General features: G+C 67.1%; 15 protein-coding genes. 8 read left to right on the plus strand and 7 right to left on the minus strand.

Annotated elements, in window-relative coordinates:
• Positions 1 to 59 precede the first annotated feature (59 nt).
• The gene (locus BLR03_RS00320) at positions 60 to 1553 is read left to right on the plus strand and encodes a sensor histidine kinase (protein ID WP_254788078.1); all 1494 of its coding nucleotides are present in this window, start codon (positions 60 to 62) and stop codon (positions 1551 to 1553) included.
• On the opposite strand, the gene BLR03_RS00325 is transcribed toward BLR03_RS00320, so the two are convergent.
• Complete coding sequence (locus BLR03_RS00325) at positions 1498 to 2211, minus strand: response regulator transcription factor (RefSeq protein ID WP_091248013.1); 714 nt, start codon at positions 2209 to 2211, stop codon at positions 1498 to 1500. The two genes, BLR03_RS00320 and BLR03_RS00325, sit on opposite strands and share 56 nt — an antisense overlap.
• A gap of 122 nt (positions 2212 to 2333) precedes the next feature.
• Positions 2334 to 2618 carry a hypothetical protein gene (locus BLR03_RS00330; RefSeq protein WP_254788079.1) on the minus strand — a complete coding sequence of 95 codons (285 nt, stop codon included), beginning with the start codon at positions 2616 to 2618 and terminating at the stop codon, positions 2334 to 2336.
• A gap of 245 nt (positions 2619 to 2863) precedes the next feature.
• On the opposite strand from BLR03_RS00330, the gene BLR03_RS00335 reads away from it, so the two are divergent.
• Both BLR03_RS00335 and BLR03_RS00340 read left to right on the plus strand, forming a co-directional pair.
• Complete coding sequence (locus BLR03_RS00335; RefSeq protein ID WP_091248015.1) at positions 2864 to 3166, plus strand: DUF4193 domain-containing protein; 303 nt, start codon at positions 2864 to 2866, stop codon at positions 3164 to 3166.
• Between the two features lie 168 nt (positions 3167 to 3334).
• Complete coding sequence (locus BLR03_RS00340; RefSeq protein ID WP_254788080.1) at positions 3335 to 5653, plus strand: putative bifunctional diguanylate cyclase/phosphodiesterase; 2319 nt, start codon at positions 3335 to 3337, stop codon at positions 5651 to 5653.
• Between the two features lie 23 nt (positions 5654 to 5676).
• Here BLR03_RS00340 and BLR03_RS00345 read toward each other — a convergent pair whose 3' ends face one another.
• Entirely contained in the window at positions 5677 to 6624 is a 948-nt protein-coding gene (locus tag BLR03_RS00345) for a cation diffusion facilitator family transporter (RefSeq protein WP_254788081.1), read from the minus strand.
• A 310-nt stretch (positions 6625 to 6934) separates the two neighbouring features.
• On the opposite strand from BLR03_RS00345, the gene BLR03_RS00350 reads away from it, so the two are divergent.
• The 3 genes from BLR03_RS00350 (at position 6935) to BLR03_RS00360 (ending at position 8726) form a co-directional block, all read left to right on the plus strand.
• Positions 6935 to 7252, plus strand: coding sequence for a cupredoxin domain-containing protein (locus tag BLR03_RS00350; protein WP_175460350.1), 318 nt, complete (start codon positions 6935 to 6937; stop codon positions 7250 to 7252).
• 32 nt (positions 7253 to 7284) lie between these two features.
• Positions 7285 to 7710 (plus strand): hypothetical protein, encoded by a 426-nt coding sequence (locus tag BLR03_RS00355; protein ID WP_254788082.1) that lies wholly within the window; start codon positions 7285 to 7287, stop codon positions 7708 to 7710.
• 236 nt (positions 7711 to 7946) lie between these two features.
• Positions 7947 to 8726 (plus strand): CDP-alcohol phosphatidyltransferase family protein, encoded by a 780-nt coding sequence (locus BLR03_RS00360; RefSeq protein WP_175460351.1) that lies wholly within the window; start codon positions 7947 to 7949, stop codon positions 8724 to 8726.
• Here the strand turns inward: BLR03_RS00360 and BLR03_RS00365 are convergent.
• Together BLR03_RS00365 and BLR03_RS00370 are read right to left on the minus strand one after the other, a co-directional pair.
• Positions 8691 to 10238: an FAD-dependent oxidoreductase gene (locus BLR03_RS00365; protein WP_254788083.1), complete on the minus strand. Its 1548-nt coding sequence runs from the start codon at positions 10236 to 10238 to the stop codon at positions 8691 to 8693. The genes BLR03_RS00360 and BLR03_RS00365 overlap by 36 nt on opposite strands.
• A gap of 54 nt (positions 10239 to 10292) precedes the next feature.
• Positions 10293 to 11729, minus strand: coding sequence for a DUF2252 domain-containing protein (locus BLR03_RS00370; RefSeq protein WP_091248031.1), 1437 nt, complete (start codon positions 11727 to 11729; stop codon positions 10293 to 10295).
• A gap of 321 nt (positions 11730 to 12050) precedes the next feature.
• Here BLR03_RS00370 and BLR03_RS00375 point away from each other — a divergent pair, with 321 nt between their 5' ends.
• Together BLR03_RS00375 and BLR03_RS00380 are read left to right on the plus strand one after the other, a co-directional pair.
• Positions 12051 to 12392 carry a carboxymuconolactone decarboxylase family protein gene (locus BLR03_RS00375; RefSeq protein ID WP_091248033.1) on the plus strand — a complete coding sequence of 114 codons (342 nt, stop codon included), beginning with the start codon at positions 12051 to 12053 and terminating at the stop codon, positions 12390 to 12392.
• Positions 12393 to 12580: 188 nt separating this feature from the next.
• Entirely contained in the window at positions 12581 to 13159 is a 579-nt protein-coding gene (locus BLR03_RS00380) for a TMEM175 family protein (protein WP_091248036.1), read from the plus strand.
• Positions 13160 to 13187: 28 nt separating this feature from the next.
• Here the strand turns inward: BLR03_RS00380 and BLR03_RS00385 are convergent, their stop codons facing one another.
• On the minus strand, positions 13188 to 13535 hold the full coding sequence (locus BLR03_RS00385) for a GNAT family N-acetyltransferase (RefSeq protein ID WP_091248039.1): 348 nt from the start codon (positions 13533 to 13535) through the stop codon (positions 13188 to 13190).
• A gap of 49 nt (positions 13536 to 13584) precedes the next feature.
• The gene (locus BLR03_RS00390; protein ID WP_091248041.1) at positions 13585 to 14643 is read right to left on the minus strand and encodes a pirin family protein; all 1059 of its coding nucleotides are present in this window, start codon (positions 14641 to 14643) and stop codon (positions 13585 to 13587) included.
• Between the last annotated feature and the right edge of the window lie 40 nt (positions 14644 to 14683).

Raw genomic sequence — 14683 nt, forward strand, 5'->3', positions numbered from 1 at the left:
TGGCCCGATTGCTGGTCCCCCTGGTTGTCCGGAGCCGCACGGTGCCGCATTCTTGGACCATGGCACCAAGCAAGCAGGCCGCGCGCGGCACCCCGGGACCGGGCGCGAGCCGTTGGGGCGCGACGCGCTGGGGCGTGCGGAAGCGTTCGACGGCGGCCGCCGTCGGCGTTGTGGCCTTGGCACTGTTGCTCGGCGGCCTGGTCCTGCTGGTGCTGCTACATACATCCCTGAGCCGGGCCACCGAAGCTACAGCACGGCAGAAGGCGCAGGACGTGATCGCCGAAATGGCGGATCAAGACATCGAGGACGCCAGGGCCTACATCGCGGGCACCTCGCATGCCGGCCAGTTCGTCCAGTTGCTTGACGCTGCAGGGTTTGTCGTGGCCGCCTCGGATCCCGTGGTCGCCAGCATCCCGCTGTCTGCCCAGCGGCCCGGCCCGGGCCAGATCATGATCCAGGACGTCTCGGGCCTGCCCCGCGTTGACGACAACGACAACTACCATATCGTCACCGTCGGTGCGGGCTCCGGTTCCGAGAAGTACGCGGTGGTCGTGGCCCAGGCGTCGCAGATTCAGGCGGACACGATCTCGACGGTGGCGTGGTTCATGCTGGGAGCCACGCCGGTCCTGCTACTCACCGTGGCAGCGTCCGTGTGGCTGCTGGTGGGGCGCTCCCTTCGCCAGGTGGAACGGATCCGGGGCCAGGTGGCGCGCATCAATGCAGGGCGGCTGGACGGGCGCGTCGATGTGCCGCCGACCAACGATGAAGTCCGGGCCCTGGCAATGACCATGAACACGATGCTGGACCGGCTGGAAGCTTCGGACACTGAACAGCGCCGGTTTGTCTCGGACGCCAGCCACGAACTGCGCAGCCCGTTGGCAACACTCCAAGCGGGAATCGAGATCGCGGCGGCGGACCCCACCGGGGCGATGTGGCTGCACATGAAGGATGTCCTCGCTGAGGAGACGAACCGCATGAGCTTCCTCGTGGAGGACCTGCTGACGCTGGCCAAGGCAAATGACGGCGGCCTGAAAGTGGAACAAAAGGACGTGGACCTTGACGACGTCGTGGACCAGGAGATCCGCCGGCTGCGATCGACCAGCCGCCACCAGGTTTCAGTGGACCTCGTCCCGGCACGGATCCGCGGCGACGGCCGCCGGCTGGCCCAGGTGCTGCGGAACGTCCTGGACAACGCCGATCGCCATGCCCTGTCCCGGATCGCCGTGGACCTGCACACCAACGGAGACCGGGCCGTCATCACGGTAGAGAACGACGGCGACCCCATTCCGGAGGCTGACCGGGACCGGATCTTCGAACGCTTTGTCCGGCTCGACGGCAGCCGATCCCGGGACGGCGGCGGCAGCGGACTGGGGTTGGCCATCGCGGCGGAAATTGTGGCCGCCCATCACGGGACCATCCGTCCCGCCGACGCACCGCCGGGGCTCTGCCGTTTTGAGATTGCCCTTCCCAGCGCGGACCCTGCCGGGGAGTCAGACCTCAGTCTCCGCGACTCCGGACGGCAGGAGACGATTCAGGGATCGGGTCGGCTTTGAGCAGGTAGCCCATGCCGCGCACGGTGGCCAGTGTGTGGAGACCGAAGGGGGCATCGATCTTGCGCCGGAGGTAGCTGACGTAGACCTCTACAACGTTGTCCGCGCCCTCGAACGCCGGGTCCCAGACGTTTTGCAGGATCTCCACCTTGGAGACGATCTGGCCGTGCCGGCGCATCAGGTACTGGAGAAGCCCGTACTCCCTGGCCGTGAGGCTGATGACGGTTTCCCCTCGGCGGACGCTGCGGTTAACGGGATCCAGCGTCAGCGTGCCGACCGTCATGACGACGGGCCGGGCGGGTGCTCCGCGCCGGATCAGCGCCCTGATCCGGGCCACGAGCACCAGGAAGCTGAATGGCTTCGTGAGATAGTCGTCCGCTCCCAGGTCAAAGGCATCGGTCTGGTCGTATTCGCCATCCTTGGCCGTGAGCATCAGGACGGGAGCCCAGACTTTGCGCTGCCGGAGTTCTTTGAGGACGTCATAGCCGTTCATCCGCGGCAACATGAGGTCCAGGAGGATCGCATCGTACGGATTCTCGAGCGCTGCCAGGAGTCCGGAGACGCCGTCATGGGCGACATCGACGACGAACCCTTCGTTCTTCAGCCCGCGGCGGACCGTTTCCGCAAGTGCGCGCTCATCCTCAACCATCAGAATCCGCAATCCAGGACCCCTCTCTTTGAGAGAAGTATGGACCTTCGCGGGCAGGTCCGGGTGGACAATCCTGCGTGTCCCGGTGCGCGGCCCGGGCAGCGCGCGATACGAGCCGATGCCGGCTAAGCCGGCTAAGCCGGCTGGGCCGGCCCGAACAGCCAACCTGACACGTCGCTGCGCAGAATCACGTGCGGGCCTCCGGTGGTACTGACGCTCCCGTTGGGGACGTAGTAGCCGCGCCCGGCCCCGGGACCGCCTGCCGCGCGATCGAGGGCATCGGTAAGGCGTCGGGTCAGGTGCCCGTTGGGACCGAGGGACCGCAATTCGTCGAGTTCGTCCGGCGTGAGCCGTCCCAGCACTGCAGCGATGTCGGCCATGGTGAATCCCTCCCGGCGGATGAAGCGGATAGTGCCCATGCTGAATGGTCCCTAAGGGTTCAGGCTAGGCGACGCAAATGAACGGCACATGACGCCAGTGTGACCAGTAGCGAACGAAGTGGGAGGGTGGCGGGGCAGGCTGCTTCCGCCGGGTGTCACGAGCGTCACTGCCGCGACTCCCCCTGTCCCCAGCATTCACCCGGTGTAATGCTGTACCGTTCAATCCCGGAGATCCGTCAGAGGCTCCGGATCAAACACCCAGCAACGGAAATGAGTACCACCAGGTGGCAACCGATTATGACGAAGTACGCTCCGACGTTGCGGAATCTCGTAACGCTTCCCTCGAGGCCCTCCGTTCGGCGAACGCGCCCGATGCACGGAGCGTCGTCCGCGAGCTCGACGAGGCCGATACCTCCGAGGGCGTAGAGCTCCCAGGTGCGGATTTGTCCGGCGAGGAGCTGACCGTCACGGTCATCCCGCAGAAAGAGGATGAGTTCACCTGCTATTCCTGTTTCCTCGTCCGGCACCGGTCCCAGCTCGCCAAGGAGAAGGACGGGCACGCGTACTGCGCGGACTGCCTCAGCTAACCCCCGCAGGACTGCGGATGACCGTGGCGGTCCCCTCCGACTGCACTTCTGTCACACGCTTCACATTAGTGTCAGGAAGCTGCCGGACATGACCATTCGGGGCGCGTTCGGCTACGCTCCTGATTGACGATGCGGCGAGTGCCGGCACGTGGCCGGAGGCTGACCCCCATGAGTTACTCCAACAGCAAGTTGGCGGACCCGGCTCTTGCGTCGCCGTCGAGCGCCGCCGCCACCACGCCGGGGCCTTCCGGCGGCGCTGCCGAGCCCGCCACGGGAGGCGCCGGCCGTCGAACGCGCCGCCGTAGGCCTGCCCGCCCCGGGAGCCTGAAGCGCGAGTGGTCCCGGGCGTTCATGCTGATGTTGCTGGCCCTGCTCGCCGGGGCCGCGGCAACCGTGGTGGGTGTGCATGTTGTCACGGATCAGATCCAGCGGGCCGCCGCCCAGCACCGCGTCGAGTCCGAAGCGATCGCCGAGTTGCGGGCCGATCTTGACGCCCACGAACAAGCCGGCCTGCAGCTGTTGTCCTCGGCGCCCGTCGAAACCTCGGCTTTCCTGCAGCAGCAAGAGGACATCTCCGCCCGGTTCGATGCGGCCTCGGTGATGCTGCCGGACGAACACGGCATGCGGTCCACAGTCCGCGAGGCCCGCGCTTCGTGGCAAGAGGGACTGTCGGCGCACGGTCTCTGGGGCAGCCAGGTAGCCGTCCTGCACGGCAACCACGTAGCTGAGGTCCCGGCATTCGCCGCCTCCGGGGCCACGGCGCGCGCGCTGCTGGCCGACATCCGTCGCGCCTCCCTGGACGCGCTCGACGACGGCGTCGCCTACGGCGCCCAGCTCCAGCAGATGGTGGTGGCCGGCCGCACGGCTCTCTTCGCACTGGCCGCCGTCGGCGTGTTCTACTTCCGCCGCCGGATGACCAAATACCTGATGCGCCCCATCGAGGGGCTGTACCGGGGGGTCCTGAAGCTGCAGGCCGGCGACTACAGCCACAGGATCAGCGTTGTCCGCAATGACGAGCTGGGCCAGTTGGCCGAGGCCTTCAATTCCATGGCCGCCACGGTGCACGACAGCCACCTGGAACTGACTTTCCGGGCCACGCATGATCCCCTCACGGGGCTGGCCAACCGGGCGGTCGTCGCCGAACGCCTCGCTGCCGCGTTTAGCCCGGACGTGAAGAATGCGGACTCCAAAAATGCGGACGCCCGGAACGTTCACACCGACAATGCACGCACCGGGCATGGGGGCCGGCACGAGGGCCTGTTGATCATCGACGTCGATGACTTCAAAGATGTCAACGACTCACTCGGGCACGAAGGCGGCGACGCGCTGCTCATTCAGCTGGCCCAACGGCTGCGCGGCTGTGTCCGCGGTCATGACCTCGTCGCCCGGCTGGGCGGCGATGAATTCGCGATCGTCGTCCTGGACGACGCCGGCACGGCCACGGACGACGTCGCCGGACGGATCCAGGATGCGCTGCGGGAGCCGTTCTCGATCGATGAGGTCAGGCTCAAGGTAACGGTCAGCATGGGAGCCGCGCAGCGTACCGCCGCAACAGCGGATCCGGCCGAGCTGATGCGGCAGGCAGACTTCGCCATGTACATGGCCAAGCATGGCGGCAAGGGCCGCTACCAGCTCTTCGATGCCCGGGGCTACGACGAAATGACGTACCGCGCCGCCCTCCGGTCCGATCTCGCCACGGCCGTGCTGGCCGGGCAGTTGCGCCTCGACTACCAGCCGGTGGTTGATCTCCGGACCGGCGGGATTGTCGGTGTGGAGGCCCTGGTCCGCTGGGAACACCCGACCCTCGGCCGGTTGTCCCCTGCGGACTTTATCCCCCTGGCGGAGGAAACCGGCGAGATCGGCCCCATCGGCTGCTGGGTGCTCGACACAGCCACCCGGCATGTCGCCGGCTGGCGCCGCTCCCCGGGCACTCCCGCAGACATCTGGGTCTCGGTGAACCTCTCCACGCTTCAGTTGTCCAGCGACAGGAATCTCGCGGCCCTCGAGCGGATCCTGTCCCAGCCCGCGGCCCAGGCGGACAAGGTCATCCTCGAGGTCACCGAATCCGCCCTGGCCACGAGCGCCGATGGCGGGGTGGGCGCCCTCAACCGGCTCAAGAGCTTCGGCGTGCGCATCGCCATCGACGACTTTGGAACCGGGTTCTCGTCGCTGAGCACTCTGGCGGTGCTGCCGGCGGACATCCTCAAGATCGACCGTTCATTCCTCTCCAGGCTGCCCGGGGACGCTCCGGCTGCGGCGATGCTTGAGGGCATCCTGGAAGTGGCCCGGAAGCTGAACCTGGCCGTCATCGCCGAAGGAATCGAAGACACCGGGCAGCTCGGTCTCCTGCGCTCGCTCGGCTGCGACATGGGACAAGGCTTCCTCCTGGCCAGTCCCAGCCCGTCGCCTGTGCTTGAGGCGCTGCTGAGCTCGGGGTCGCGTCTGCAGCCACCGGCCGGTACGGCAGCGTCTGCGGAAGATTTCTAGCGCAGCCTTGTCCTTAACCGGTCTTAACCGGCAGGAAAAACCAGCGAGGGTTCGTCCGCGGTTGCGAGTGTCAGAACCGCTTCCTCAACTGTTTCGTGGTCCTCGAGTTCGCGTTCAACCCGGCGCAGGGCCACGGCTACATCGTGTTCCCGCTGGTCCCCCTGCATGTCCACTGCCGCCACAACGTAGAGCTTGCGCGGGCCAACGAACTCGAGGTGCAGGTAGGTGATGCGCTCGATCTCAGGGTGTTCGAGGAGCCGCCGGGCCATGCTGTCCTCAATATCGCTGGTCACTGCCTGGCCCACGAGGAAGCGCCGGTTGCGGTCGATGAGCACGACGGCGACTGCCGCCAGCAGGATCCCCACCAGAATGGACCCCACGGCATCGGGCACGGAGGACCCGGTAACCTGATGCAGGAACATCCCGGCGAAGGCGATGATGAGGCCAACCAGCGCGGCCGAGTCCTCGGCAAAGACGGCACGCAAGGTGGGATCGGAACTCTTCAGGACCTGTTCCAAGGTGCTCCGGTCCAGCTCGCGCGCCGCCTTCCGGCTCTGCCGGAACGCCTGAGTGAAGGACACGCCCTCGAAGACAAAGGCGATCGCGAGGACAAAATAGGCGATCGCGTAGTCGCCGGCCGGCTCCGGCGTGAGGAGCTGCTGGATGCCGTGCATCACCGACACGACGGCCCCGGCCGTAAACAGGCCGAAAGCGGCAATCATGGACCACACGTAGGCCTCGCGGCCGTAGCCCATGGGGTGTGATTTGTCCCTCGTCCTCGCGGCCTTCCGTTCCGCGATGAGGAGGAAGACCTGGTTGCCTGTGTCGGCCCAGGAGTGGGCGGCCTCGGCGGTCATGGACGCTGAACCCGAGATGAGCGCGGCCGCGGTCTTCGCTGCCGCAACAAGTATGTTCGTGGCAAAGGCAATGAGCACCGTCAGCGATACCGGCCCGGACTTCTTACGCTTCACGCGATCGTGCCTCCTGCGGCGGTTGGAATGCATGCAGTCCCTACGCTATCCCGGCGGCCGGGCCCTGGGCAGCATGCCCCGGGCGGCGGCGCCAGTGTTCCGGCGGCGATTGGACAGCTTCTCTCCGGGCACGTTCCATGAGGGCAGGTTCCATTCCTAACCGGTAGGCGCACAATGAGTGAGTACGTAGATTCGCTCATTTCCCATAATCCGTTCGGGGTGGTGCGCCATGAAGGCTGGCCGGAAGCTGTCGTCACTGTGGGTGGTTCTGATCCTGATCGGAACCGGCGGGTGCGCGGGCGGAGGTGGCATGCCGGCACCGACCTCGGCGCCGGCATCCGGCTCCAGCCCTGGGGCCAGTCCGACGGCGGCCACCGCCGCGGGCACCATCACGATCAAAGACTTCGCCTTCGGCGACCCGCTCACCGTGGCGCCCGGCGCGACGGTCGCAGTAACCAATATGGATACCGCTGCGCACACTGTCACGGCCGACGAGGGCGCAGCGTTCGATACGGAGGTCAAAGGCGGCGGCGGCACGGCTACGTTCACCGCGCCGACGAAGCCCGGATCGTACCCCTATCACTGCACCTTCCATCCAGGCATGCACGGGGTGTTGATCGTCAAATGAGCGCCCAAAGCCATCCCGGGCAGTCTGTCGGCGTGCACCGAACCGGCATGACGCTGCGCATCCTCACGGCCGTCGCCCTGTTCATCGACGCCGGTGTCCACATCCATCTGGCACCGGGCTACCAGGCGGGAAACCCCGCGGGGATCGGTCAGGGCAACCTCTTCCTCCTCGAATCGGCCGCGGCCGTGCTGGCCGGGCTGTTCGTGCTGCTGCGCGGCAGCCGGGCCGCCTACGCCGTCGCGTTCGTCGTTTCGCTCAGTGCCTTCATCGCCGTGGTCCTGTACCGCTACGTGGACATTCCCGCCTTTGGTCCCTTCCCGGCAATGTACGATCCCGTCTGGTTCTTTGAGAAGACGGTGAGTGCGGTGGCCGAAGGCGCCGGAGCCGTCCTGGCTGCCGTCGGCTTCGCCCGGGCCGGGCGCCGGACGCCCCGGCGGCCTGCCCGGTCCTCTGCCTGAGCAGCGCGGGAGTAGGCAGCCGGACGTTCAGGGGTCGACACAGCGGCGCCGGGCGCGGGCACCGGATGCCGCCCGAGCGGGGCAGCCAGAGAGCCGCCCCCACAATTGCTAGCATGTGAGCGGGGTGGTTCAGGCTGAAAACATGTGAACACGACGCGGCACACAAGGGCACGACGCGCGAGGGAACAACATCTCGCCACGCGCGGGAGTCAGCAGGCACCAGCGCCCGCCGGGCCGTGGCCGATGCCGGAGCTGCCGTCGCAGCCTATCTGGCCGCGGGGATCTGGCTTGGCACCGTGCTCGCGACTGAGCCTGCTTTCTGGTGGCTGGCGCTGATGGCCGGTGCCGCGGTGATCCTACGGGCCGCCGGCTCCGTCCTGCGCCGCGTGCCGCGGTTTTCGACCCCCGCGGACCGGGTCACCCTCGGCCGGGCCGCCGTCGTGGCCTGCTGTGCCGCGGTGACGGCATGGGACCTGTTCAGAGGACCCGGGGCGCACGGACTGATCGTCGTGCTGGGAACGGCAGCGTTCCTGCTTGATGCCGCGGACGGACGGGTGGCCCGCCTGACAGGGTCCGCGACTGCCGAGGGCGCGCGGCTGGATTCGGATACCGACGCCACGCTGGTTCTGGTGTTGTCGTGCGCGGCGGCGGGATCGTTTGGCCCGTGGCCGTTGGGCATCGGCCTGATGTACTACGTATTCCTTGCCGCAGGATGGTTCCGGCCGTCCCTGAAGATCCCGCTGCCGTCCAGCACCCTTCGCAAGGTGATCGGGGCCACCCAGCCCGCGGCGCTGCTGTTCGCCCTGCTGCCCGGCGTCCCTGCGTGGCTGGGCAGCGTGGCGCTGGGCGCGGCACTCGGGCTGCTGGTGTATTCGTTCGGTAGGGACGTCGTCGGGCTTGAACGGCTCCGCCGCGCGGATACTGCCCGCGCAAACCCTGCCGCGGCCGCTGAACGGCTGCCGGGCCGGACAGCCGCAGAATCAGCCGGGAACGGGTCCAGCCGGACGGGATGGTGAAGGCCGCGCCGCGAGGTTCTCGGTCGCCGGCCCCTGGATGACGGTGCCGTCGGTCGCAAACCGGGAGCCGTGGCAAGGACAGTCCCACGTCGTGTCCTCCGCGTTGAACTCCACGGTGCAGCCCAGGTGCGTGCAGATGGCTGAGACGGCGTGGAGCTTTCCGGATTCGGCGGCATAGACAGCAGTCGCCGCGCCGTCGACGTCGACAACGATGCCTTCGCCCGGGCGCAGACCGGCGACGCCGGCCTGTTCCCTGGGTTCCGGTTTCGCGGGGCCCGCCGGCGGAACTCCTGCCCCGCCAGCCGGTCCGGCGCCCCTTGGGGTACTGGCCGGAGCCCTCCGGTTGCTATCGAACACCGCCGCCCAGGGGTTGTGACGGCGGGAGAGTGTGTCTGCCAGGATCAGTGCGCCGGCGGTGCCGTTGGTCAGGCCCCATTTGCGCAGCCCCGTGATCACATGAAGGTGTCCGGCCGCCGGGTACATGCGCCCTACGTAGGGCAATCCGTCGACCGGCATGGAGTCCTGCGTGGACCATCGAAAACTGACGTCTCCGGTGCCGAGGCGATCACGGGAGAATGCTTCCAGGCGGCGGTACCGGGTGGGGGTGTCGCCAGGCTCGGCGGCACGGTGCCCCTCGCCGCCGGTAAGGACGAAAGACGCGCCGCCGACGTCGATCGCCAGGATAGAGCGCATCGGCTCGTCGACGCTGATGAAGGTCCCATCCAGACGCTCCGGCGCCGCCGCGGCGGCAACGACGTAGGACCGGTGCAGGTAGCAGCGACCGGCAAACAGTCCGGCGTCGCCGATCGGAACGTTGGTGGCAACGATGACCTCCCGCGCCCGGACTGTGCCCCGCGCGGTCTCGACGACGCCCGGCGCACCATCGCGCAGCGACGTGACGCGCGAGTCCTCGAAGACGTGGCTCCCGCCTCCCTCGACGGCGCGGGCGAGGCCTTGAAGGTACTTCACCGCGTGAAGCTGCGCCTGGTGATCGAACCGGACCCCGCCCCGGACAGCGAACGGCAGCGGCACCTCGGGGGTGAAGACCGAAGGAAGGCCCAGCCGGGCTGCCAGTTCGGCTTCGTCGCGGACGCGGGTGAGGGCGTCGTCGGACTCCGCGTAGGTGTAGTTGGACACCCTGCGGAAATCGCAGTCGATGCCTTCCTCCGCCACGACCCGCGCGATGTACTCGATCGCGGCCTGGTTGGCCTGCCCATAGGCGCGCGCGACATCCGGGCCGTGCCGGTCTGTGAGCTCGGTGTAGGCCAGGCGGTGCAGTGAGGTGACCTTGCCGGTGGTGTGCCCTGTGACTCCCGTGCCGATGCGCGCGGCCTCGAGGACGGCGACGGTGTACCCGGCCCGTTTGAGGACCAGCGCCGCGGTCAGGCCGGCAATCCCTGCCCCGACCACCGCCACGTCGGCATCCAGATCCGTGTTCAGGGACGGATAGCTGGTGGCACCGGCTGTGGCGACCCAGAGAGACATCTGTTGTCCTGCGAGTCGTTCACTCACGGCGCCGCCTTCCGGGGAGCATTTACTTGCCGTCCCGCGATTTCTCCCGTTGGCTCAGAGGCCCTCGATTGATTCCAAACGGCCGGAACGCACAGCATCAGCGAAGGCCTGGTAGTCCTGGTCGTTCTGGTCGGCGTAACGCTCGGAGAAGTCGGTGATTGAGACGTCGAACTTGTCGCTGTTGCCCAGATAAGCGGCGATGGCGATCGGATCACCTGAGCGGGCGTGTGCCCGTGCCAGCGTCCAGCCGCACACGTTGGCATAGAGCGTCATGCCGAGCGGCTTCATCCCCTCCACGACGGCTGAGCCCTTCATGTCGCGCAGCTGGCGCCAGTACAGGTACCGGTTTTCCTGTGCGCCCTTGGTCCATCCCAGGAAGATGTCGCTCGCGGCCTGCATCATCCGCTGCCCCTGCACCACGCGCTCGCCGGGCTGCTTGAACTTGCTCTTGGGCAAATGGTCCTCGAGCACTGATCGTGTGGCTTCTTTGACCTGCAGGAACAGCGGATCCTGTTGGTCGCGGCCTTGGAGCAAGGCTATGAACGCCCGGGTGCCAACGCTGCCGACGCCCACCACCTTGCGGGCGACGTCGATGATCTCAAAGCGCTCCAGCAGGTGTCGCCGGTCGTCCTGCAACGAGGCCCGGTAGGACCGCAGCTGGTCACGGATCACCTGCTGGAGCTCATCGGCCGACAGATCGAATGAACCGCCCAGTTCCCGGGCGGGAATGACGATCGGTGGCTGACTGACGATCCGGTACCTCCCATCGACGAGCTCGCCGAGCTTGGAGAGTGCCTGCAGGCTATCCCGGGTGTGTGCCTTTGCGACGTTCGCACGAGCCGTCTTTTCCATACCTTGGGCGGCCTTCTTGAGGGCCTTACCCTTTTGGGTCGCCGCGGCCATCTGGATGGTTTCCAGCAGCTGTTCCTCGGACAAACGGGCGTACCAGATGTCCAGAGTACCCATTTGCGCAAACTGGGCCATCGCTTCGCGGTAGGCCCGAACGGCGGTGAGAGTCACATCGCGGGTTTGTTCCTTGGTGAAGGCGTTGTTCCGCGCCGCGATCGTGAAACTTGCGGACATCCGCTTGACGTCGTACTCAAACGGCCCCGGAAGGGTCTCGTCGAAGTCGTTGAGGTCAAATAGCAGGGTCCGCTCCGGCGAGGCGAACACGCCAAAGTTGGACAGGTGGGCGTCCCCGCACAGCTGGGTGATCAGGCCTGCCCGCGGCGTGTCCTTCAGGTCGGCGGCCATGATCTTGGCCGCGCCCCGGTAAAACGTGAACGGTGAGGTCAGCATCCGGCCGTGTCGCACCGGCACGAGGTCCTGTTCGCGGGTGAGGTTCTGTTCCTCGAGAAGCGCGACCGGATCCGGACGGTCTGGCACGGGAACCCAGCCAGTGTGGCTGGAGACCGGGGTGTCCTTTCGGTATCCGTTGCCCTTGGCAGCACGTTCCTCGACGCTCCGGTGCTTGACTTTGGTCTCGGCCATGATCGGCGACCTCCCTTTAACGTCAGGAACCGCCACCGGCACTGGTTGCCGGGGTAAGTCCCTCCTGAGCGCGCAAACGCGCCTTGGCTCAAGCTAATGCGATTCTGGCCCCGATTCGGTCCCTCGTCAACGCGCTGCTGAACGATCACGCGGAGCACGCGCAGCCGCATCTGTTCCGGTGCCGAGGGCTGCTGACCGCCTCATGCCCTGCGGGTGATGTCCTCCCCCAATGTCGCGCGTTAGGTTGATATCGAGTCGCAGCGACCCGCACTGGTCGCGCCAATCGGCACTCAACCACTGCAACCAGATGGAGGCATCACCATGGCCGAAGAAGAAACCCCCGTCCTCAGCACCCTCGCCGATATCACCGCCGTATCGCTCGAACGCTCCACACTCGATCCACGGGAGTTGATGCTGGCCCGGATCGCGGCCCTCGCGGCAGTCGACGCTCCGGCTGCCTCGTATCTGCTCAATGCCGGTACCGCTATGGAAGTCGGCATCACCCTGGAAGACGTCCAGGGCGTCCTGATTGCCGTCGCCCCCATCGTCGGGACGCCCCGCATTGTGGCGGCCTCCGGCAACCTCGCCAGTGCGCTGGGCTTCGCCCTTGAAATGGCCGAGGCCGAGCTCGAAGCCGAACTCGCGGAAGAACCCGAGGGCTAGGGACACGCCGCAGGCGCCGTGGCTCAGCGCTGGGTGGCCTGGTCGCGGAGCGTGGCCGACGCCGGCCGGTTCCCGGTAGACTCCTGCCAGAAATGCGGACGCGCGGTCCCGGTGCCTGCGAAACAGAGGTCACGACGTCGGCAGTCCCTCGCTGCATCGGCCACGATGCCCCGATCGAAGGCGGCCCCGTGAACAAGAACCGACTGGAGGCCTTCAGCGACGGCGTGCTTGCCATCGTGATCACCATCATGGTCCTGGAGCTGCACGTCCCCGCCGAACCTACGTGGCCGGCCCTGCTCCACGAGCTTCCTACGTTTCTTAGCTATGTGCTGAGCTTCGTGTATGTCGGAATCTACTGGAACAACCACCACCACATGCTGCATCTGGCCGGCAGGATCAACGGTGGAGTTCTCTGGGCCAACCTGCACCTGCTGTTCTGGCTGTCCCTCTTCCCTTTCACCACGCGCTGGATCAATGACGCGGGCCTGGCCCAGGTGCCCGTCCTGGTTTACGGGCTGAACCTGCTGCTCGCGGCGATTGCGTACTACATCCTGAAGCTGGCCCTGATCCGTCAGCAGGGCCGGGGCGGCGCGCTGGAGGAGGCCATGGGGCGGGACTGGAAGGGCAAGGGTTCCCCGGCCCTGTACATCGCGGGGATGGCCCTGACCTTTGTGAACCCGATCCTGGGGATCGCCACCTACGCGGCGGTCGCCGCACTCTGGCTCATCCCCGACCGGCGGGTGGAGCGGTTCCTCGCGCATACGTGAGCGCCGGGCACCGTGACGTTCGCCGGGGTCACTGCCGGACGCGCTGGGCGAGCGCGGCGCTCAGGAATTCCAGATGCGACGGAGTGGGGGCCAGCACGTTGGCCGAATAGCCGGGGTGCTTTCCAAGGTACTTCTTGATGAACGGACACACCGGAACGATCAGGAGGCCCGCGGCGACGGTCTCGTCGAGTGCCTGCGCGGCCAGCGTCCCGGCCAGTCCCCGGCCACCGTATTCTTCGCTGATCACCGTGTGATAGAAAATGCGCTGATCCGCTCCGACGTCGTCCACATACGCCGCCTGGCCGATCACGGCGCCGGCGTCGAGTATTTCGAAGCGGCTGCGCTCGGCGTTGTTCCTCACGATGATCGCGGTCACTATGGTCTCCTTCGTTGGGCCTGCTGTTGGTCTTGCCGGCGAGCACGAGTCAGCCTCGCGGCCGGATGCGGGCATTCGGCAGGGCCGGGGCCGGGAGCGGCGCCGGCTCTCCCGGCGGGAATGAACCGAACCGCAACTCCGCGCCTCCCTCGGCGGACCCGGCACCGGCCGGGCCGCCGTCCCTACCGGCCCCGTCTCCGGTGTCGGTTTGAGCGTTGTCCTCCGCAGCGGTCTCGGCACCGATCTCGGCCTGCCACTGGGCCCTGTAGGCGACAATCTCTTCGTGGCTCCGCCCGACGAAGTTCCACCACATGACAATCTTTTCGCCCAGCGGCGCCCCGCCGATCAGGAGGACGCGGGCTCCGTCGCTGCCCGCTGTCAGCGTCAGGGACCCGTGACCGACCGGCAGGTATGCGAGGTTGTCTTTAGGGACGGGGTGTCCGTCCAAGCTGAGGCTGCCCGCGTCCAGCAGCAGGCCGTGTTCAAAGCTGGCATCCGTGTCGAGGGTCAGTTCCGCACCCGCTTCGAGGACGAGCTCCGCACCGAGGAGGGGCGTGTGAGTGGTGACGGGCGAGACAGACCCGCCGAGCACCCCCAAAAAGACACGAAGGGTCCAGCCAGTTCCGCTGACGGGTTCAGGGCGATAGTGCTCGAACGTGGGGGCCATGTGGCGGGCCGAGTCCGGGAGCGCCACCCACAGCTGCGCGCCGTGCAGGACGGTTGTGGCCGGGGTGGAAAATTCAGAGTGGCTGATGCCGCGGCCGGCGGTCATGAGGTTCACTTCACCCGGCCGCACGGCTGCGTGGAAGCCGGCAGAGTCCCGGTGTTCAATCTCCCCGGTAAACAACCAGCTGACGGTCTGCAGCCCGGTGTGCGGGTGGCGCGGGACTTTCATGCCGCCGGAGTCACCTACCCGGTCCGGACCGTAGTGGTCCAGGAAGCACCAGGCACCGATGAGGCTCCGCTGGCGCTGTGGAAGAGTGCGCCGGACGTCCATGGCACGCGGGCCGCCCAGCGGGACCTGCCGCGGAACCAGCAGTTCGACGCCGGCGCAGTTCGCGTCCGTTGCGCAGAGAATTTCCTGGGGCGCCACTTCGGTATTGCTCATGATGTCAGCCTAGCCTCGCATGGGCTGCGGGTCAGCCAGC

Source organism: Arthrobacter sp. ok909 (assembly GCF_900104405.1).
Lineage (GTDB): Bacteria > Actinomycetota > Actinomycetes > Actinomycetales > Micrococcaceae > Arthrobacter > Arthrobacter humicola.

What these genes read in the sequence shown, in the direction of transcription:
- BLR03_RS00320 (WP_254788078.1), top strand. Translation starts at nt 60, where the DNA reads ATGGCACCAAGCAAGCAGGCCGCGCGCGGCACCCCGGGACCGGGCGCG.
- BLR03_RS00375 (WP_091248033.1), top strand. Translation starts at nt 12,051, where the DNA reads ATGGCCGAAGAAGAAACCCCCGTCCTCAGCACCCTCGCCGATATCACC.
- BLR03_RS00390 (WP_091248041.1), bottom strand. Translation starts at nt 14,643, where the DNA reads ATGAGCAATACCGAAGTGGCGCCCCAGGAAATTCTCTGCGCAACGGAC.
- BLR03_RS00330 (WP_254788079.1), bottom strand. Translation starts at nt 2,618, where the DNA reads ATGGGCACTATCCGCTTCATCCGCCGGGAGGGATTCACCATGGCCGAC.
- BLR03_RS00370 (WP_091248031.1), bottom strand. Translation starts at nt 11,729, where the DNA reads ATGGCCGAGACCAAAGTCAAGCACCGGAGCGTCGAGGAACGTGCTGCC.
- BLR03_RS00340 (WP_254788080.1), top strand. Translation starts at nt 3,335, where the DNA reads ATGAGTTACTCCAACAGCAAGTTGGCGGACCCGGCTCTTGCGTCGCCG.
- BLR03_RS00350 (WP_175460350.1), top strand. Translation starts at nt 6,935, where the DNA reads ATGCCGGCACCGACCTCGGCGCCGGCATCCGGCTCCAGCCCTGGGGCC.